Here is a 19399-nt window from a genome sequence, read left to right on the forward strand (position 1 = left end):
CCAACAGGCGCCTTTTGTCTTAAGAGAATGCCTTACATCGCCGGAACCCTAAACTGTGTTCCTTGAATGTCTAAAACGACATCCCGCGGACGAATGGCAATGATCTTCAACTTACCACCAATCATATCGCCTTCCTGTAACTCGGCACCGTCAACGTTTAACCAACGTTGACTCGCATCCGTGGAATAAACATGGGCAACAATATTAAATTCCGGTACTTGTAGTTGTAATCCCGCTGGCAGTTGCCCGTATTTAGGAATATCGCCATTTTCCGTTTTAGGGATAGGATCAAGCTTAGGCTCTGTCACAGGCGTTTTAGCCGCTTTGACATATTCCACCTCTTTCAGTGCATCTTGGAAGGTCGCGACCAATTCATCATCTTGACGACTCTGCGCCGTATCCAAGCCAACATCCGTCGCCGCAGCATTAACTTGTTGACGCAGCGCCTCAAGTGTTGCTAACCCTTGACGATTAGCATTCGCCCCCAACATTATTGGTTCAGGATCGGCAAACTCTTGCGCCAGCTCCCCATTTTCGGCAGATGATGGCTGGGCGCGAGTTGTTTCATCTAAGGCCGCTGACGTCGCAAGATAGTCATCATAACTAGGATCAGCATTTGAGGAAGTATTTGTAGCGACAACCTGTGACGAATCTACGCTCGGATAAGCTTGGGCGCTTAAAGGCACATCATTTAATACCTGCTCCCTGGGCAAAGCGACCTTCCCAGCTAATCGAAATCCTGCGGCGTTCCCCTGAATAACAGTATCTTCCTGCGTGGCAACCGTAGTGGCTGCACTTACTGGGTCATTTAAGGATGCGGTCCGGTTAGCCTGACTCGTTGAGACAAAGCTATCAGAACCTGTATTTGAAGCATGCTGAGTTATCACTGTGCCCGTTTGAAGATCACTTCTATTATCATCATTAGCCTTCAAGGGCATCATTGAATTGACCTGTTGCCAATGCGCAACGCCCCATGCCACACCGATACCAAGAGTAATCGCAACGGCAAGCAGCGACAATTTTGCAGCAGGGAAAGAAGCCTTGCGTGGCGCAGGATAACTTGCCCTCGGCGTTAGTACCGCATCGGGTAAAGGTGAAGCTTGCTGTTGTTTATTACGGGTTACCGCGTCGAGTAAAATGGACATTAACTCTGGGCTCCATTATCGGTTAGGCGCGGCCCTTGATCACTTAAGTACAAATTCAGTCTCACTAACGTTTGATTGCCTGCAATACCGTCAGCCTTCAACCCATGTTGGCTTTGAAAGGCTTTAAGATCATTCTCCAACTTAAGATCAAATTGGCTGACTCGGCGTGAAGGTCGTTTAGCCACATGGGCAAGCGCATTCTCCAGCCACTGTAATTGCCCAGGGCTCGATTTTTGGCTAATTTCCAGCATAGGTAAATTTGGGGCCTGCCAGAGAATTTCAAAAGTGCCGCTAAAGTGTTGATTGAACCAAGCTCTATCAACCCAAAGCTGCTGCTCGCCCAATTGCATCAATAGCTGATCACCATCAACTGCAATGACAGCACCATAAAAATCTTGTTGATTATCATCAACTAAATATACAACGGCAGGATAATTTAGCCGCGTAATCGACATCCAATTTCCCTGCTGTTGATAACATGACAGCCCCTGCTCCCGTGCAGACTGACAGGCAGTGAGGCCTTTAAATGGGACTTTACCCCACACATTAAAAAGACCTGCAAAGGCGGTATCAATACTTCGACTTTGTTTGATAGCCTCCTGTAATACCCGCAGACTTGGATCAGCCGCTACAACAGTATTTTGCACTTGAGTGAGTGCTGGTACAGTATTATTTACTGGCGTTTGGCTTTGCTGAACAGAATTGTCAGCTACAACTGTTTGTTCGGCGTGGGTCACAGGCTCGGTCGTCACATTGGCAACCGCGAGTTTATCCGTAAACAACCAATAGGATACTCCAAAAGCTAGTACCAATGCGGCGGCGATAGCACTTGGCCACAGATACTTATGCTGCTGCGGTTCTTCCTCCCCTAATACTTCAGCAGCCGCTTGTCTCACCATATGGTGATCAATGGGCACCTTAGATTGAGCATACCCAGCCATAAGGGCTCGCTCGCACAATAAGTTGATGAGACGAGGAATACCACCACTGTATTTATGCAGTACCTTAATGGCTTTTCGCGTAAATAAAGGTTCAAAACGACCCGCCACCTGTAAACGGTGCAAAACGTAGAGTGCGATTTCATCTTCATTAAGAGGCAATAGATGATAACGAGCAGTGATCCGCTGGGCTAATTGCCGCAGTTCTTGTCGTTTGAGTAGCAGCTGCAGTTCAGGTTGGCCAATCAAAATGACTTGCAGCAGTTTTTTCGTATCGGTCTCGAGATTGGTGAGCAACCTTAATTGCTCTAATACTTCGGCACGCAGATGCTGCGCCTCATCGATGATGAGAACGGTATTGCGGCCTTTCTCATGATTGGCCAGTAAGAAACGACTCAGATGGTCAGTGAGCTGTTTAAGGGTTGGGTTTTCACCATAGCTAATCTTCAATTCATCACAGAGTGTAGCGAGTAATTCCAACTCCGTCAGCGAAGGATTTAAGATAAACGCCGTATCGGTATGATCGGGTAATTGCCCAAGCAAACAACGAGATACTGTTGTCTTCCCTGTGCCGACCTCTCCCGTTAGTAACACAAAGCCACCCGTTTCACCTAACCCATAGGTTAAATGGGCTAAGGCTTCTCTGTGTCTGTCACTCAAGAATAAATAATGTGGATTGGGTGCAATCGAAAAAGGGTTATCACTGAGTCCATAAAAGGCCTTGTACATACCACCAATCATCCTAAGCTAAAAATAACGCCCCACGTTAAAACGTCCAAAGGATATTGTCAAAGCATCAGCAACATGGATGTGACATTCTAATAAATATCTACACTCTAGTTCGCCTTGCAATGGCATCATCATGATAAGCTATGCCTATGGCACACTCGCTAAAATAATCCTGTGAAAATTTACTTAGTTGGCGGCGCTGTACGAGACAGCCTGCTAAACCTTCCAATAAAAGATAAAGATTATATGGTTGTCGGCGCCACTCCTGAGCAAATGCAGCAATTGGGCTATCGCCAAGTAGGTAAAGACTTCCCGGTCTTTTTACACCCTAAAACCCAGCAAGAATATGCGTTAGCGCGTACGGAGCGTAAAGTGGGTTTGGGTTATGGTGGTTTTAGCTGTTATGCCAGTCCCGATGTTACCCTAGAGCAAGATTTGCTAAGACGCGATCTCACCATTAACGCGATTGCCCAAGATGAAGAAGGCAATTTGTATGATCCCTATAATGGTGTCGCGGACATACAGGCACGGCAACTGCGGCATGTGTCAACAGCCTTTGCAGAAGATCCTTTAAGGGTGTTACGAGTGGCACGCTTTGCCGCACGTTTTCATAGTTTAGGTTTCAAGATTGCCAAAGAAACCATGTCCTTGATGCAGCATATGAGCCAAACCGAGGAGTTAACGGCGCTTACGCCTGAGCGCGTTTGGCAAGAAGTCGATAAAAGTCTCGGCGGCCCCAATACAGAGATTTTTTTCCAAGTGCTGCGTCAATGTGGTGCATTGAAAATCCTATTCCCCGAAATTGATGCACTTTTTGGCATCCCACAACCAGAAAAGTGGCACCCTGAGATAGATACAGGTCTGCACACTCTGATGGTGTTAACACAGGCAACATTACTGACTCAAGACAAAGCCGTACGCTTTGCAGCCTTAGTGCACGATCTGGGTAAGGCATTAAGCCCCAAAGAACACTGGCCTAAACACCATGGCCATGGACAAAAAGGATTACCCATCATTAAAAAACTGTGTGAACGGTTACGAGTCCCTAACGAGTATCGCGACCTCGCTCTATTGGTTAGTGATCAGCACCAAAACGTGCACCAAGCATTTGAATTAAGAGCGGAGACAATTGTTAAAGTCTTCGATAAAGCCGATTTTTGGCGTAAACCAGAACGACTAAATCAACTCCTATTGGCTTGTATCGCCGATATGCGAGGACGCACAGGCTTCGAGCATCAAGCCTACCCGCAAAGTGACTACCTTAATGCGTGTTTTTTAGCCGCTAATAATGTGGATATAAAAGCCATCATCGCAGCAGGATTTCAGGGAGGACAGATAAAACAAGCGCTCAATTTGAGGCGGATTGATAACGTCGAGCAAGTGAAACTCAACTGGCCACACCAACAAGCCAAACTGACGCCATAAAATTGTAATTTTTTTGTAAACACATAAACACTTTCTAGTAAATGGGACACCATTTTTCGATGAGAGATGACGATATAACCGGGAAAAAACGCTTTTAAAAAAAAATTTATATGTCTATAGTGGTTAAACGCATTAATATTCGTAGCAAATTAAAATAGCTATGTCATAATTAGGCAGTTTCGATTACCAAGTGACGAAACATTCAAATCCAACCTATTTTAAGGGATTTTTTACAATGAACAAAAAAGTACTGATGATTGCTGGTTTAGCAATGACTGCCCTACTAGGTGGTTGTGCAAACACTACTGCTCTGGAAGAAAGCGTTGCAACTCTGGGCAACAAAGTTGATCAATTGTCAGCTGATGTTGGCTCTCTGAAATCAGAGCAAAGCAAACTGTCTGCAGACGTTAAAGATGCTAAAGCAGCAGCTATGGACGCACAAGCAGAAGCTAAACGCGCTAACGACCGTCTAGACAACGTTGCTTCTCGTTACAAGAAGTAATGATAGGTAATTAACCTGTAATTCATCAGGTTAAGATCAAAGGCTTGAGAGAGATGAAAGCGAATAGCACATCGATCCAAGCCTTTTTTTTATGGTTGATTGTCAGCTTTCACAAGCTAATTCCGTAATAAGCCAAGCTGTGTTGAATAACTGAAATTTAGCTAATGCTTATTAGCTTCACAAACCAAACTCTCAGCTTGACATCAAGATAAACTCTTATCGAAAGAAAACGACTTTCCAGTATTAATCATTCTTAAACTGGTATATCCATCGTAAAATCGATTTTTCACTTTTCATAATCCTCTCCCCTGTTCTCACTAAAAACGTTATTTTTATTAAATCTCTTAACGGGTATTTTAATGAAAGTACAACAGCGCAAACTCAAGCAATTTGCGAGACAAAAGCAGTTAAAAGGTTATATCTGTAATGAACGACGGCTGAATAAATACAAACTTCAAGGCATGCAGTCTTGGGTTAACATGAAAGCAACATAAAAGCTCGATTATTATCATGCACTTGCATTATTCACCCTACAGAAGCATCAAGAAATAGAATACCTAAGCTTATGAATAGGTTAAAAAACACCCAATACGATTATTTATTTTAGCGAGTTAAGATCTGATTAAAGACTTTTGTGCTAAGACTAAAATAAAGTCAATTTCTAGATTATTGAATACTTGAGTCCGAATAAGATGTTTGACTTTATCCGATGCACGCCACGCATAAGGTGTCATATCAAGCAATACCAAAACTTGTTCACCTGTTATCGATAAACTAAATTGCACTCGCTGCTGCTCTTTTACGATTAACCCAGTAGGTAAATTTATTTGGACTGATTTTTCAATGAGTTCTGGATAAATGAGTGTCTTGAGTTGCCATAAATGCCGAGCACCTGGGATCACCTGCAACATAAGCCCTTGCTCTTTAAGCACGCGGACGCATTCTTTTCCCTTCAACGGCTTATCGACAACAGTAATAAAATCGAAGCAATTATCTGCAAAGGGTAACGCTTTGGATGTACTGAGATAGAGCGATGCTGGCGTTTGCGCTTTAGCTGCAGCAAAAATAGTATTTTCTGCATCCGAAACGCCACTGTAGTGGACGTTCATCCCATTTGTCAGCCTTGACAGCAACGAAGATAACGCACGTAAATAAAAGCCCTCAGCACACTCGTAGTCCAACAAACAATCATCAGCCTGTAAATGCGCAGCAATCATCTCACCCATTTTGTCGATTAAAGGCGTAAAAATCCCCGACTCGAGTAAGAAACGTTTAGCTCTGACCTGTTGACGACTATCCCCCGTCGGCTTTTGACGAGCAGGCTTGGTGAACACCCAATATCCAGCTTCATTCTTATCAAAGTGGTGCTTATTGGCACAATAAAAACCTTGGGACGCCTGATGTTGCATCAGTGGCAAACTACATGTAGGACATTGATATTGAAGGCTCATAAACAACTCCAAATACGAAAATTCATGCCTAAAAACACAAAAATCGGGTACTTGACCCGATTTTTTGGCAAAAGAGCGAGTGCATTATAAGAAGATAAATCCACACAACACAGCACCAAGGGCAAGACGATAAATAACGAAAGGCGTCATACCCATGCGGCTAATGATTTTCAAGAAATAATGTATACACAGATAAGCCGCAGCGAAAGAAATCACAGTGCCTAGTGTAAGCGCTTGATAGTCAATGGGAAGCGGGCTTTCAGCCAAATCTTTACCCACTAAAATAGCCGCGCCTAAGCTGACAGGTACAGACATCAAGAACGAGAAACGCGCAGCAGCATCGCGGCTAAGACCTAACATCAGCGCGGCGGTCATCGTCGCACCTGAGCGAGATGTCCCCGGGATTAACGCCAGCGCCTGAGCAAAACCAATTAATAATGCCTTGCGCCACCCCGTTTGATAAACCGTCAAATCACGGCGTGACATCTTATCAGCCCACCAAAGCAGCAAACCAAAGACCACTGTTGTCACTGCAATAACGCCGGCATTGCGTAAATGGGTTTCGATAAAGTCTTTGGCCATAAAACCAAAAAATACAGCAGGTAAAGTAGCAAGAATAATCCACCATGCCAGTTTGCTATCGTCAGAATGCTGACCTTTAACCATGCTGGCAATCCACGCCTTAAACATAGCCCAAAGTTCATGCCTAAAATAAATCACTACGGCAAACAATGAACCTGTATTCACGGCAACATCGAAGGATAACCCTTGATCTTCCCAGCCTAAAAGCTGTGCAGGTAGGATAAGGTGCGCCGAACTTGAAATGGGGAGGAACTCTGTTAATCCTTGAATTAACGCTAAAATAATTACCTGAAACGTATCCATGACAATCCTATCAATCAATTAAAAAGTCAGTCCCAAAGGCCATTCAAAGGCCACCGGCCACAGCTTTTGTGACGTTTTATCATATTCATCCCACATTGCGGCATAGGTTTTTAGCTGCAATGGGTGAATCAAATTAGGGGCGATTTCCGCTAAAGGCCAAAGCACAAAAGCATTACTGACAATTTCGGCGCGGGGCAGTACCACTGGGGTCTGACAAACGACATCATCGTAAAGCAATAGGTCAATATCTAAGGTTCTTGGACTAAACTTTTTGGCCCCCACCAACCGGCCGTGATTTTGCTCGATTTGCTTAAACTGCGCAACTACCTCAGCAATATTCAGACTCGTTTGTGCACAGACCACCATGTTTAAAAAGTTGGTACCATTAAATCCAACCGCTTCACTCTCGTACATTGAGGAGAGTTGCAGCGGGCCAAAGTATTCCCGTAAGGACAGCAAGCCCGCCTTAAGGTAGCGAGTGGGTTCTATATTACTACCTAAACTAATGTATATACGTGCCATACGAATGTCCGAACCGTCCAAACCGAAAACCCGAATCTAAAGATTCAATTAACGTGAGCGCTCAATCTCAACCCCAACAGAAGCGGCTGAAGGGACAGCACCTGGCTTCATCACCACCACTTTTACCCAACTCACCTTAAACTCGGTCAGCAAACACTGGGCAACCCGCTCGGCAACCGTCTCAATCAACTCAATGGGCTTTTCGGTAATGAGCTGAGTCAGGCGATTCGATACCGTCTCATAGCAGAGCGCGTATTGATAATCGTCTGTTACCGCTGCGGCCTTATTATCCCAAGCCATATCCAGATCTAAAAACAAGCTTTGGTGAATTTTCTTTTCCCATTCATAGACGCCAATCACAGTATCAATACGTAATTGTCGAATAAGCACTTTATCCATATTAATTCCTACTCACTCATACCAATGAGGTCTGATAAGCTAAACGCCATAGAGTCTGTATAATCCACCGTTCAATTGAACGACTAATTTACTTTCTACTCGGGCCAATCCGAAGTAGGATAACGCCCAAAAGGATTTGTTCGTTCAGAAACTATCGCAACCTGATAAGTTGCGTAATCGCCATCGCTTATGACTGAATGCTTGCCAAGTGGCCGTTAAATTGTGGCGCGATAATACCTTAAGACGTGTAAGGAAACCAATGTGAGTCAATTAACACTGACACTTTTGATGATTGTGGCCGCCTATTTAGCCGGTTCTGTCTCAAGTGCTGTGCTAGTGTGTAGGATAAGAGGCCTTCCCGACCCAAGAACGCAGGGATCGGGCAACCCCGGAGCAACCAATGTGCTGCGCATTGGCGGCGCAAGTTCGGCTGCCATGGTGTTATTTTTCGACATGCTGAAGGGTGCTCTACCAACGTATCTTGCCTATTTAATGGGAATTGACGCCATTTCCCTCGGCCTTATCGCAATCGCCGCCTGTCTTGGCCATATCTATCCGATCTTTTTTGGTTTTAAAGGTGGCAAAGGCGTTGCAACAGCATTTGGAGCCATGGCGCCAATTGGTGATGACTTGGCCATCTGCTTGATGGCTTCCTGGGTCGTCTTAGTCTTGATTAGCCGCTACTCTTCACTTGCTGCCATTATTACCGCATTGCTTGCACCACTTTATACTTGGTGGCTTGACGATAGGTTTACCATTCCAGTTGCGATGCTCTCGACCCTGATAATCATTCGCCATAAAGAGAATATTCAGCGACTTCTCAAAGGGGAAGAATCTAAGGTATCACGTAAAAAGCGTCCTCCTCCGCCCTAAGCCATTTGAGCATTATCATACATAAATAAAAACAGTGCTTAATGCACTGTTTTTATTTAGATTAACTCGCAGAATATCAAGCAACAGGCGGCAAGGTATCGAGCGGCCATCGCGGTTGACCTTTTACTGCTAAGTCTTCCTGCTGCCCAGCCTTCAAACGCTGTAATCCAGCAAAGGCAATCATGGCGCCATTATCAGTACAAAATTCACCACGAGGATAATAAACGCGACCACCAATAGAGGTCATCATCTCAGCCAAGGTTTCGCGTAAGCGGGTGTTGGCACTCACGCCACCGGCAATCACTAAACGGTTATAACCGGTCTGTTTTAAGGCGCGGCGACATTTAATCGCTAAGGTATCTACAACCGCTTCTTCAAATGCTCGGGCGATGTTGGCGCGGGTTTGCTCATCATCAGGTTCAGCGGCAATGGTATTGGCGGTAAAGGTTTTAAGGCCAGAGAAACTAAAATCAAGCCCAGGTCTATCTGTCATTGGACGCGGGAATTGATAACCAGCAGGCTCGCCTTTGGCGGCAAGTTTGGCAAGCCGTGGCCCCCCAGGATAATCCAGCCCCATTAACTTGGCCGTTTTATCGAAGGCTTCACCGGCAGCGTCATCCACCGACTCACCTAAGACTTCATAAAGGCCGATACCATCGACTTTGACCAACATGGAATGACCGCCTGACACCAACAGTGCAACAAAAGGAAACTCCGGAGCATCTTCTTCAAGCATAGGCGCCAGCAAATGCCCTTCCATATGATGTACACCGATGGCGGGTTTGTTCCACGCAAAGGCAAGTGAGCGACCAACACAGGCGCCCACTAATAAAGCCCCAATTAATCCAGGGCCTTTGGTATAAGCGATACCGTCGATGTCGGCAATGTCGGTATTGGCGTTTTTCAACGCTTGGCGGATCAGCGGGACAATTTTGCGCACATGGTCGCGGGAGGCCAGTTCAGGCACCACGCCACCATAATCCGCATGCAACTTAACCTGACTATATAAAGCATGGGAAAGTAACCCCAGCTTATCGTCATAAACGGCAATACCTGTCTCGTCACAGGATGTCTCAATACCTAGAACCCGCATGGTGCCTCAAATCAAAACGTTTAAAGGGCGCTAATTCTACCTGCATGATGACAATTACTCCAGCCGACAATCACGTTATCCAGCCCCCCAAACCAAGCTGAAATGATTAGGGCTTTACAAGCCTAGTGGTCTCGGTATAAAATTCCGCACCATTTTAAATACACTTGGTTCAAGTCATTGAACCAGACAACCTACACCTAAGGGGTGATGGCGTATGCCAATTATTAAAGTACGTGAAAACGAACCATTCGACGTAGCTCTGCGTCGTTTCAAGCGCTCTTGTGAAAAAGCTGGTATTTTAGCCGACGTGCGTGCTCGTGAATTCTACGAGAAGCCAACTACTGCTCGTAAGCGCGCAAAAGCAGCTGCAGTTAAACGTTTAGCTAAAAAGCTTTCTCGCGAAAACGCACGTCGCGTACGTTTATACTAATCTCTTATGAGCCTAATTGATCAGCTAAAAGACCATATGAAACAGGCCATGATCGCCAAAGAGAAGGCGAGATTGAGCACTATTCGTATGGCACTTGCAGCCATCAAACAGATTGAAGTGGATACCCGCGAAACTCTGAATGATGAGCAGGTTATAGCTGTCTTAACCAAAATGGTGAAACAACGTCGCGATTCGATTGCTCAATATGAAGCAGCGGGTCGTAGCGAGTTGGCCGCAGCAGAAGCAGAAGAGATTCAAGTTATTGAAACTTTCCTGCCCACTCCCCTCTCTGAGGCGGAAATTGCCGCGTTCATCGATGCTGCTATTGCTGAAATAGGCGCATCCTCCATGGCGGATATGGGCAAAGTAATGGGAGCATTAAAACCTAAAGTTCAAGGACGTGCAGACATGGGCGCTATCGGCGCTATGATCCGTGCAAAATTGCAATAATTAGCGTTTCAATGTATGAACAAGCCGTGCCTATGCGCGGCTTGTTTGTTTAAATTCGCGCAAGGCGAGATTTTAAGCACTCAATGGCAATACCTCGTGATTTTATCAATGAGCTAATCGCTCGCACCGACATCGTCGAACTGATCGACCGCAAGGTGCCCTTGAAAAAGGCGGGTAAAAACTACTCGGCCTGTTGTCCTTTTCATAGTGAAAAATCACCTTCGTTTACCGTTAGCCGCGATAAACAGTTTTATCATTGCTTTGGCTGCGGAGCCCACGGCAACGCCATCGATTTTGTGATGGAGTACGACAGACTCGATTTTATCGATGCTATTGAAGATCTTGCCGGACAACTGGGCTTAGAAGTCCCAAGGGAACAAGGCACGGGTAAACGCCAAGACGATGGCCTAAGCCGTGATCTCTACCAATTAATGGAAGAAGCCAGTCGCTTTTTTCAAACCCAGTTAAGACAACACCAAGACAAACAAAAAGTCATCGACTACCTCGCCTATCGCGGATTATCCGATGATATTGTTGAGCATTTTGGGATTGGTTTTGCACCCGACGGTTGGGATGGGTTATTAAGCCGCTACCGACACAGTCAAGATGCACAGGATAAACTCCTGACCGCAGGCATGCTGATCAGCAATGACAGCGGTAAAAGATACGATAGATTCCGTGACCGCCTGATGTTTCCCATTCGCGACCGCCGTGGTCGTGTGATTGGATTTGGTGGCAGAGTATTGGGAGATGGCACACCCAAGTACTTGAATTCTCCAGAAACGCCCATATTTCATAAGGGCAATGAACTCTACGGCCTATACGAGCTAAAGCAACGTCATCGTGATCCAGACAAAATACTGATTGTCGAAGGCTATATGGACGTCGTTGCCCTAGCCCAATATGGTGTCGATTATGCGGTTGCATCGCTTGGCACCTCGACGACAGCTGAACAATTTCAATTGTTGCTGCGTAGTGCTAAAGAAGTCATTTGCTGCTACGACGGCGATAGAGCTGGCCGTGAAGCAGCCTGGAGAGCCTTAGAAACGGGCTTACCAATGTTAAAACCAGGTAATACCGTAAAATTCGCGTTTATGCCTCAAGGTGAAGACCCAGACTCTTTAATACGGCAAAAAGGTAAGGAGCAGTTTGAGCTGTTAATTGATAATGCTCAACCGCTTGAAACGTTTTTATTTGATACATTGGCGCAAAAATATTCCAATGACAAAAAACTAATTGCTGAAAAAGCAAAAGCAATGATCGAAACAGTAAAAGACCCATTGCTACAAAATATATTGCTACATGGGTTAATGAAAGAAGTGCAAATGCAGTCAGTTGAAGAACTTAAACAAAAACTTCAAATTAAATTTGCAACTCATTCGATAGAAAGAAAAGGACTCAAAGGACGCGGTACACCATTGCGACTTGCCATCGCCTTGTTAGTACAGCATCCCGAGCTGGGACTGGGGTTATCTCCGCAACCAGCATTAAACCATCTGCAAATGCCAGGCATCGACTTGCTGCCATTGCTGTTGGCGTTAACTCGAGAGCATAAGTTAAACAGCGCACAACTACTTGAGCAATTCAGAGACAGCCCCCACAGCGGGACGCTGCATAAATTAGCCCAATGGGACCATCAAGTGGCGGAAGAAAACTTGCTCGAAAAGTTTAAACAGACCCTGGTTTGGTTGAACAATCAATATATTGAACAACGATATCAGGAATTGAGTCTAAAACAGACCCATACTAAGGAAGAAAAGATCCAGCTGCAGAAGCTGATCTCAGTCATGAAAGGACTAAACTGAGGCAAAAATGTCCTCATTCAGTATCCCAGTGACTAGCACAGGTAAGTGCACATGGCTATAATTGACGATTTGCGCGGCACTTAGCACGAGCTAACTGTCCGTCGTTGTAACAGTTTCCCAACTTGGATGATATCTATGGATCATACTCCGCAGTCGCAACTCAAGCTGTTGCTTGCCAAAGGTAAAGAGCAAGGTTACTTAACCTATGCAGAAGTGAACGATCACTTACCTGCAGACATGGTCGATTCTGACCAGATCGAAGATATTATCCAGATGATAAATGACATGGGTATTCGGGTATTCGAAGAGGCTCCCGATGCCGATGACATGATGATGTCGGAAGACAACACAGACGAAGATGCAGCAGAAGAAGCAGCCGCCGCCCTTGCCACGGTAGAAAGTGAGCTTGGCCGCACCACGGATCCTGTGCGTATGTACATGCGCGAAATGGGTACCGTTGAACTGCTGACCCGTGAAGGCGAAATCGTTATCGCTAAACGCATCGAAGAAGGCATTAACACAGTTCAAAGCTCAGTAGCCGAATACCCACAAGCGATCGCCATGATCCTTGAGCAATACGACCAGTATGAAGCCGATGAACTGCGCCTGTCTGATATTATCTCTGGATTTGTTAACCCTGACGAAGAAGACTTAGGCCCAACCGCTACTCACATCGGTTCTGAATTATCAGAAGAAGATCTTGAAGATGAAGATGATGAGGAAGACGAGGAAGACGAAGACGGTGATGCCGACGGCGATGATGATGGTAATAAAGGTCCCGATCCTGAAGAGGCTCGTGAACGCTTTAGCCAGTTAAGAACCGCCTACGAAAACGCGCTCAAAATCATCGAAGCCAAAGGCCGTGAACATCCAGAATCGATCAAAGCACTGTTTGAGATCGGTGAGATTTTTAAAGAGTTCCGCCTGGTACCTAAGCAATTTGACCGCTTAGTGAAAAGTATGCGTTCGATGATGGACCGTGTTCGCGTACAAGAGCGTCTCCTGATGAAGCTTTGCGTCGAACAAGCCAAAATGCCAAAGAAAAACTTTGTTAAGTTCTTCACTGGTAACGAAACCAATCTCGATTGGTTTAATGCAGAAAAAACCTCAAACAAACCTTATGCCGAAGGCTTAAGAATGGTTGAGGATGACGTGCAGCGCTGCCGTAGCAAACTGGCCGCCATCGAAGAAGAAACAGGCTTAGTTATTGCCGCGATTAAAGATATTAACCGCCGCATGTCAATCGGTGAGGCTAAAGCTCGTCGTGCGAAGAAAGAAATGGTTGAGGCAAACTTACGTCTGGTAATTTCTATCGCTAAGAAATACACCAACCGCGGTCTGCAATTCTTGGACTTAATCCAAGAAGGTAACATCGGTCTGATGAAGGCTGTTGATAAATTTGAATATCGCCGTGGTTACAAGTTCTCGACCTATGCGACTTGGTGGATCCGTCAGGCAATCACCCGCTCAATCGCGGACCAAGCCCGTACGATCCGTATTCCAGTACACATGATCGAAACTATCAACAAGCTGAACCGTATCTCTCGCCAAATGCTACAGGAAATGGGCCGCGAACCCTCACCTGAAGAATTGGCAGAGCGAATGATGATGCCGGAAGACAAAATCCGTAAGGTACTGAAAATCGCTAAAGAACCGATCTCCATGGAAACCCCAATCGGTGACGATGAAGATTCGCATTTAGGCGATTTTATCGAGGATACCACCCTCGAATTACCTCTGGACAGCGCCACCAGCGAAAGCTTGAAGAGCGCTACCCATGAGGTATTAGCAGGCCTAACAGCCCGTGAAGCCAAAGTACTGCGCATGCGTTTTGGTATCGACATGAACACCGACCACACGCTAGAAGAAGTGGGCAAACAATTTGACGTAACCCGTGAACGTATCCGTCAAATTGAAGCAAAAGCGCTGCGTAAACTGCGTCACCCTTCACGCTCAGAAATCTTAAAGTCCTTCTTAGACGAATAGATAGACGAATAGATAAGTGTCAAATATTAAGCCTAAGCCCCGCACTGCGGGGCTTTTTTTCGCCATCATTCAGTTAACGAGTAACAAACCAGCACAATATACAGCTCAACCCTCTTTCAAAATCAGAGAGTTAAATTACCTTGACCATGAATCGCACGGCAAAAAACCTTTGCAGAAACAACTGTTGATTAACAGATAACCAATTGAATCAATTCGGTGAATTTCATCGAAAAACACGGGTGACAAGCGCAAACAAGCTTAGTATACTGCCACTCGCTTTAGGTGATGACGATTGCCTTTAGTAGGCCCCTTAGCTCAGTTGGTTAGAGCACACGACTCATAATCGTTAGGTCCACGGTTCAAGTCCGTGAGGGGCCACCACCAAATTCAACAAAAAAGCCCATTTAATAATGGGCTTTTTTGTTTCTGCAATCTGTCGATACTGACTCATACCAACGCGACTCATTCCCGATAACTAACTCAAACGCGCTTTCGATTTGTCCCTTTAGGTAATGGCCCAATTAAAGCAAAAACAAAGGCACTAACTGATAACCACGTTAGCGCCTTGATAAGGTTAGAAAACCTGTCAGACCTTAAATAGCAGGAGGCTGACCATCTGGTTAGGTTTTTAACTTACCTAATTGCTGATGTTGTTGTTTTACCAGCTCGGCGAGAACGACGCTGCTTTGCTGTGCTTCGCCAGCAAGACGAGCGAGTTCAGAGGCTGAGTCGGATATGCCAGTAATATTTCGATTAACCTCTTCAGTAACGGCACTTTGCTCCTCTGCCGCCGCAGCAATATGGGTCACTTGCGCTGAAATCTCCTCAATCTGGCTAACCATAGAATTAAGGGAGGTAAGCGCTTGCTCCGTTTGCGAAACGGCCATTTGTGCACGCTCAGCACCTTTATCAATAATCCCCGATGCACTAAGAACCTCTTTTTGGAGCGCATCAATCAGCACGCTAATATCGTCGGTGGAGCTTTGGGTTTTGGAGGCAAGTGCCCTTACTTCATCGGCCACCACCGCAAAACCCCGTCCTTGCTCACCTGCGCGAGCAGCCTCAATAGCCGCATTTAAGGCGAGTAAGTTTGTTTGCGCGGCAATCGAGCTAATCACTTCGAGGATTCGGCTAATATTAGTGCTACTTTCAGCCACTTTACTGACGGCGACTTTAGCCTGCATAGACTCTTGCGACATAGTAGTCACATAATCCATTGCTTTAGTCAGACTCTCTTCACTGAGACGCACATTGCGTGACATAGCCTCCGTTTCGGCAGCGGTTTGTTCAGAAGCTTTGGCAACCTCAAGGGCTGTAGCACTCATTTCATTAACCGCAGTCACAACACTCTCAATCTCACCATATTGACGATGTACGCTATCGCGGGTTAATTCTGCAATTTTTGCAGAGGATAAACTTTCCTCCTGTGTCCGCCCTGCCAACGCTTTAAGCTCGGAGATTAAATCCTTAAGTTTATTGATAAAGGAATTAAATCCTTTACCCAGAGCGATAAGTTCTGCGTGTGAATCGACTTCAATCGATTGAGTTAAATCGCCATCGGCACTGGCTAAATTTTCAACGCGTCCCTGAATGACTTTGAGCGGTGCAATCACGCTGCGGATTACTATGCTGATGGTAACAACCGCTAGAATGGAAACCGCTAGGCCAACAATCAATAAGATGCTGCCAAGTGATGTTGCCATTTCGTCCATTTTTTCATTTAGTTGAATCGAACTCTTGAGTGCCATTGATTTAGGGACTTGAATCGCAAGTGACCACTCTGCGTTGGCAAGGGGAATATTAATCGGATAGGCGACGATAATTTCATCGTCATTTGCCATGTAACCGCCATTTTTATGCAATCCAACAATTTGTGTTGCCAATTTGGGGTCAATAGACTCGGCTAACGGACGCGCCTTTTTACTGTAGTGGCTTGCGGCAACCACTAAACCACGGGTACTGAGCAAAGTCACTTTAGCTTGGCCGTCATAAAGGCTTTTAGACAGTTTATCAATTAACACTTGGAATACTGGTAGGTTGAGATCCACCCCAACCACACCAATAAATTGTTTATGCTTAAGTACAGGAACCGTTAACGACGTCATTAACGCTGTATTGCCAGGGGTGATTTCGTAGAGATAAGGTTCCATTAAACAAGGCTTTAAGGTCTCCTTTGCACATAAAAACCATTCAGCATCTCGTATACCAAATTCGTTGAGAGTTGTTTTATATTTTTCCGATGAATCATCAACTTGGTTATGTTCAACTGTGCCATCATCATTGCGAGTGTAATACACCTCCAATGCTCCAGATGAAGCAACACTATGGCTGACATTAACATTTAAAAATTCACTGTCGAGTCCATCATACCCATTAGCTTCGAACTGGGCATACATTGACGAGATTTGCGTATTTTTCTTTAACACAGCAGCCACAGCGAGTTCTAAACGATCACGCTTGAGTGGCAATTCTTCTGACGTGCTTTCAAGTATGCCTGAAAAGGAATAAGGGATCCGGTAAGCTTCGTTGATAAAACCTGCGACCATTTCGCCATATTCGCCCGCTCGCGCTTCAAGCTTATCGTGGGTCTCCTTTTGCAATGTTTCTTGAACCTGGTAGGAAAGTTCAGCATTTTGATCCGAGAGGGTCCACCATAGACTGATGGAGAGAATAGCCACTATTGAGAGAAATAAGGCGGAAGTGATCCACAACAACTTAGTACTGATGGACAAATGCTTCATCGAGTAAACTCCAAATATAAGGTCAAGAGCCTAATTATTTTGATCTAGTTCATTTTTATTTTTGCTGACTAATTTAAAAAATAGCACTCTGCGTCGGGATTACCAGTCTTTAAGATAGTGAATTGTTAACTATAAGTAAAACTTTTCACCGACAGATTTAGGGCCAATTGCGACCTTTATCCCAATAGGTGGCAATTTGATATTTATCCCAAATCGATGAACGCAAATATGACCAAACTCACAAACCACAAAGATTAGCGAGCCACACTTTTTTACAAAAATTAATTCCAGATTAAAAACACCCATTTCATTTGTAACAAAGTCTATTCTTTGGCGTTGTGGCATTGGTTTGCGCAGGCTATCGCCTTATACTCTTGGCCTTAAACACAAAACAACAATAACGGAAGCAAGCTTTATGACTCTTGGTACCAATCAGGTAAGCAAGACACATTCGTTTATGACTGTGTCACTTATCGAATTATGGGAACGTTTTGGTTATTACGGCATGCAAGCGCTGATCGTGTACTTTATGGTGCAGCGTCTTGGCTTTGATGACTCCCGTGCAAACTTAGTTTGGAGTGCCTGTGCGGCGCTGATTTACGTGTCGCCAGCCATAGGTGGTTGGGTTGGGGATAAAATTCTCGGCACCAAACGCACTATGTTGCTCGGTGCGGGGATTTTATCTGTCGGCTATGCCCTGATGACAGTGCCGACCGAAAACACTTGGTTTATGTTCTCCGCTCTTGGGGTGATTGTGGTCGGTAACGGCCTATTTAAACCCAATGCCGGTAACTTAGTCCGTAAGATTTACGAAGGTGATGACTCTAAGATCGACAGCGCCTTTACCATCTACTACATGGCGGTAAACGTAGGTTCGACTTTCTCTATGCTGTTAACGCCTTGGATTAAGGACTATGTTAACGCGCAATATGGTAACGAATTTGGCTGGCATGCCGCTTTTGCCGTGTGCTGTGTGGGCCTAATCGTCGGCTTAGGTAACTATGCCCTGATGTATAAGAGCCTCGCCAACTATGGTTCAGAGCCTGATACTCGCCCCGTCAACAAAAAGAATCTTGCGATCGTATTGATATTAGCGGCACTTTCCGTTGTTGCTTCGGCGATCATTCTTGAATATGAAGATGTTGCCCGAGTATTCGTGTATGCCGCGGGTGTGGCAGTATTAGGGATTTTCTTCCACTTAATTCGTACCAGTGAGCCAAGTGAGCGTGCCGGCCTTATAGCAGCGCTTATCCTCACAGTGCAAACCGTCTTCTTCTTTATCTTCTATCAACAAATGTCGACTTCGCTGGCCCTGTTTGCGCTGCGTAACGTCGATTGGGATTTCCAAGTCTTTGGTACCCATTTATGGACTTGGTCTCCTGCACAATTCCAAGCACTTAACCCAATCTGGATCATGGTGTTAAGCCCTGTGCTGGCTTGGAGTTATTCTTGGGCTGGTCGCAATAATAAAGACTTTTCGATTGCCGCTAAGTTTGCCTTAGGTTTTGCGGTTGTCGCGATTGGCTTCTTTATCTACGGATTTGCAGGTCAATTTGCCGTTGAGGGTAAAACCTCTTCTTGGGTAATGATTTGGGGTTACGCTTCTTACTCTTTGGGTGAATTACTGGTCAGTGGTCTTGGTTTAGCCATGATCGCTCGCTACGTACCGGCTCGTATGGGCGGCTTTATGATGGGCGCGTATTTCGTGGCATCGGGGATTTCCCAGTACTTGGGCGGCGTTGTGGCTAACTTTGCCAGCGTGCCACAGGACTTAGTCGATCCACTGCAAACTCTGCCCGTCTATACCAATCTATTCAATAAATTAGGTATTGCGGCCGTGGTCTGTACTTTTATCGCCTTAGCCGTATTACCGCTAATGCGCCGTTTGACAGAAAGTCATCACGCCCATAACAGCATTGAAGATAACGCGGCGGCATCACTACGTGATGTGAAAGCCGAGCAATAATTCTTCATTCACATAAGTCATATGTGAGCAATAAAAACTGCCGACAAGCCCCGCTTGCG

16 protein-coding genes and 1 tRNA gene are annotated in these 19399 nt (G+C 45.4%); 9 read left to right on the forward strand and 8 right to left on the reverse strand.

Features of this window, described 5'->3' with window-relative positions; all coding sequences use genetic code 11:
* Positions 1-32 precede the first annotated feature (32 nt).
* Both IEY09_RS02525 and IEY09_RS02530 read right to left on the reverse strand, forming a co-directional pair.
* Positions 33-1145 carry a general secretion pathway protein GspB gene (locus IEY09_RS02525; protein ID WP_047537774.1) on the reverse strand — a complete coding sequence of 371 codons (1113 nt, stop codon included), beginning with the start codon at positions 1143-1145 and terminating at the stop codon, positions 33-35.
* Positions 1145-2812: an AAA family ATPase gene (locus IEY09_RS02530; RefSeq protein WP_188869712.1), complete on the reverse strand. Its 1668-nt coding sequence runs from the start codon at positions 2810-2812 to the stop codon at positions 1145-1147. The genes IEY09_RS02525 and IEY09_RS02530 overlap by 1 nt, the downstream gene beginning before the upstream one ends.
* 174 nt (positions 2813-2986) lie before the next feature.
* Between IEY09_RS02530 and IEY09_RS02535 the strand changes: the two genes are divergently transcribed.
* Entirely contained in the window at positions 2987-4237 is a 1251-nt protein-coding gene (locus tag IEY09_RS02535; protein ID WP_188869714.1) for a multifunctional CCA addition/repair protein, read from the forward strand.
* 235 nt (positions 4238-4472) lie between these two features.
* Complete coding sequence (locus tag IEY09_RS02540; RefSeq protein WP_007650000.1) at positions 4473-4739, forward strand: Lpp/OprI family alanine-zipper lipoprotein; 267 nt, start codon at positions 4473-4475, stop codon at positions 4737-4739.
* Between the two features lie 611 nt (positions 4740-5350).
* Here the strand turns inward: IEY09_RS02540 and IEY09_RS02545 are convergent.
* From IEY09_RS02545 to folB, 4 genes are all read right to left on the reverse strand, one after another.
* Positions 5351-6190: a putative RNA methyltransferase gene (locus IEY09_RS02545; protein WP_037415466.1), complete on the reverse strand. Its 840-nt coding sequence runs from the start codon at positions 6188-6190 to the stop codon at positions 5351-5353.
* A gap of 84 nt (positions 6191-6274) precedes the next feature.
* Positions 6275-7075 (reverse strand): undecaprenyl-diphosphate phosphatase, encoded by an 801-nt coding sequence (locus IEY09_RS02550; RefSeq protein WP_037415463.1) that lies wholly within the window; start codon positions 7073-7075, stop codon positions 6275-6277.
* Positions 7076-7093: 18 nt separating this feature from the next.
* Complete coding sequence (gene folK, locus IEY09_RS02555; protein ID WP_144345794.1) at positions 7094-7597, reverse strand: 2-amino-4-hydroxy-6-hydroxymethyldihydropteridine diphosphokinase; 504 nt, start codon at positions 7595-7597, stop codon at positions 7094-7096.
* A 48-nt stretch (positions 7598-7645) separates the two neighbouring features.
* Entirely contained in the window at positions 7646-7996 is a 351-nt protein-coding gene (gene folB / locus IEY09_RS02560; RefSeq protein ID WP_037415457.1) for a dihydroneopterin aldolase, read from the reverse strand.
* Between the two features lie 261 nt (positions 7997-8257).
* Here folB and plsY point away from each other — a divergent pair, with 261 nt between their 5' ends.
* Positions 8258-8869: a glycerol-3-phosphate 1-O-acyltransferase PlsY gene (plsY, locus tag IEY09_RS02565; protein WP_037415454.1), complete on the forward strand. Its 612-nt coding sequence runs from the start codon at positions 8258-8260 to the stop codon at positions 8867-8869.
* Positions 8870-8945: 76 nt separating this feature from the next.
* Here plsY and tsaD read toward each other — a convergent pair whose 3' ends face one another.
* Positions 8946-9962, reverse strand: a complete 1017-nt coding sequence (tsaD, locus tag IEY09_RS02570; RefSeq protein WP_037431043.1) for a tRNA (adenosine(37)-N6)-threonylcarbamoyltransferase complex transferase subunit TsaD — start codon at positions 9960-9962, stop codon at positions 8946-8948.
* Between the two features lie 214 nt (positions 9963-10176).
* Between tsaD and rpsU the strand changes: the two genes are divergently transcribed.
* The 5 genes from rpsU (at position 10177) to IEY09_RS02595 (ending at position 15014) form a co-directional block, all read left to right on the forward strand.
* A complete protein-coding gene (gene rpsU / locus IEY09_RS02575; protein ID WP_006080725.1) occupies positions 10177-10392 on the forward strand; it encodes a 30S ribosomal protein S21 in 216 nt (71 codons plus the stop codon).
* Between the two features lie 6 nt (positions 10393-10398).
* Positions 10399-10842, forward strand: a complete 444-nt coding sequence (locus IEY09_RS02580) for a GatB/YqeY domain-containing protein (RefSeq protein WP_011717923.1) — start codon at positions 10399-10401, stop codon at positions 10840-10842.
* An 83-nt stretch (positions 10843-10925) separates the two neighbouring features.
* Positions 10926-12647 carry a DNA primase gene (gene dnaG, locus IEY09_RS02585; protein WP_037415444.1) on the forward strand — a complete coding sequence of 574 codons (1722 nt, stop codon included), beginning with the start codon at positions 10926-10928 and terminating at the stop codon, positions 12645-12647.
* Between the two features lie 135 nt (positions 12648-12782).
* Entirely contained in the window at positions 12783-14633 is a 1851-nt protein-coding gene (rpoD, locus tag IEY09_RS02590; RefSeq protein ID WP_086024099.1) for an RNA polymerase sigma factor RpoD, read from the forward strand.
* 304 nt (positions 14634-14937) lie between these two features.
* A tRNA-Ile gene (locus IEY09_RS02595) sits at positions 14938-15014 on the forward strand.
* Between the two features lie 239 nt (positions 15015-15253).
* On the opposite strand, the gene IEY09_RS02600 is transcribed toward IEY09_RS02595, so the two are convergent.
* Positions 15254-17374 (reverse strand): methyl-accepting chemotaxis protein, encoded by a 2121-nt coding sequence (locus tag IEY09_RS02600; RefSeq protein ID WP_037415438.1) that lies wholly within the window; start codon positions 17372-17374, stop codon positions 15254-15256.
* Positions 17375-17789: 415 nt separating this feature from the next.
* On the opposite strand from IEY09_RS02600, the gene IEY09_RS02605 reads away from it, so the two are divergent.
* Positions 17790-19340 (forward strand): peptide MFS transporter, encoded by a 1551-nt coding sequence (locus IEY09_RS02605; protein ID WP_037415432.1) that lies wholly within the window; start codon positions 17790-17792, stop codon positions 19338-19340.
* The last annotated feature ends 59 nt before the right edge of the window (positions 19341-19399 follow it).

This window comes from Shewanella xiamenensis (assembly GCF_014647135.1).
GTDB lineage: Bacteria > Pseudomonadota > Gammaproteobacteria > Enterobacterales > Shewanellaceae > Shewanella > Shewanella xiamenensis.

Bases quoted from the DNA above. Each gene is read 5' to 3' on its own strand.
- IEY09_RS02545 (WP_037415466.1), bottom strand. From the start codon at position 6,190: ATGAGCCTTCAATATCAATGTCCTACATGTAGTTTGCCACTGATGCAA.
- IEY09_RS02525 (WP_047537774.1), bottom strand. From the start codon at position 1,145: ATGTCCATTTTACTCGACGCGGTAACCCGTAATAAACAACAGCAAGCT.
- IEY09_RS02540 (WP_007650000.1), top strand. From the start codon at position 4,473: ATGAACAAAAAAGTACTGATGATTGCTGGTTTAGCAATGACTGCCCTA.
- rpsU (WP_006080725.1), top strand. From the start codon at position 10,177: ATGCCAATTATTAAAGTACGTGAAAACGAACCATTCGACGTAGCTCTG.
- IEY09_RS02605 (WP_037415432.1), top strand. From the start codon at position 17,790: ATGACTCTTGGTACCAATCAGGTAAGCAAGACACATTCGTTTATGACT.
- IEY09_RS02550 (WP_037415463.1), bottom strand. From the start codon at position 7,075: ATGGATACGTTTCAGGTAATTATTTTAGCGTTAATTCAAGGATTAACA.
- IEY09_RS02580 (WP_011717923.1), top strand. From the start codon at position 10,399: ATGAGCCTAATTGATCAGCTAAAAGACCATATGAAACAGGCCATGATC.
- tsaD (WP_037431043.1), bottom strand. From the start codon at position 9,962: ATGCGGGTTCTAGGTATTGAGACATCCTGTGACGAGACAGGTATTGCC.
- folB (WP_037415457.1), bottom strand. From the start codon at position 7,996: ATGGATAAAGTGCTTATTCGACAATTACGTATTGATACTGTGATTGGC.
- rpoD (WP_086024099.1), top strand. From the start codon at position 12,783: ATGGATCATACTCCGCAGTCGCAACTCAAGCTGTTGCTTGCCAAAGGT.
- IEY09_RS02600 (WP_037415438.1), bottom strand. From the start codon at position 17,374: ATGAAGCATTTGTCCATCAGTACTAAGTTGTTGTGGATCACTTCCGCC.
- folK (WP_144345794.1), bottom strand. From the start codon at position 7,597: ATGGCACGTATATACATTAGTTTAGGTAGTAATATAGAACCCACTCGC.
- IEY09_RS02530 (WP_188869712.1), bottom strand. From the start codon at position 2,812: ATGTACAAGGCCTTTTATGGACTCAGTGATAACCCTTTTTCGATTGCA.
- dnaG (WP_037415444.1), top strand. From the start codon at position 10,926: ATGGCAATACCTCGTGATTTTATCAATGAGCTAATCGCTCGCACCGAC.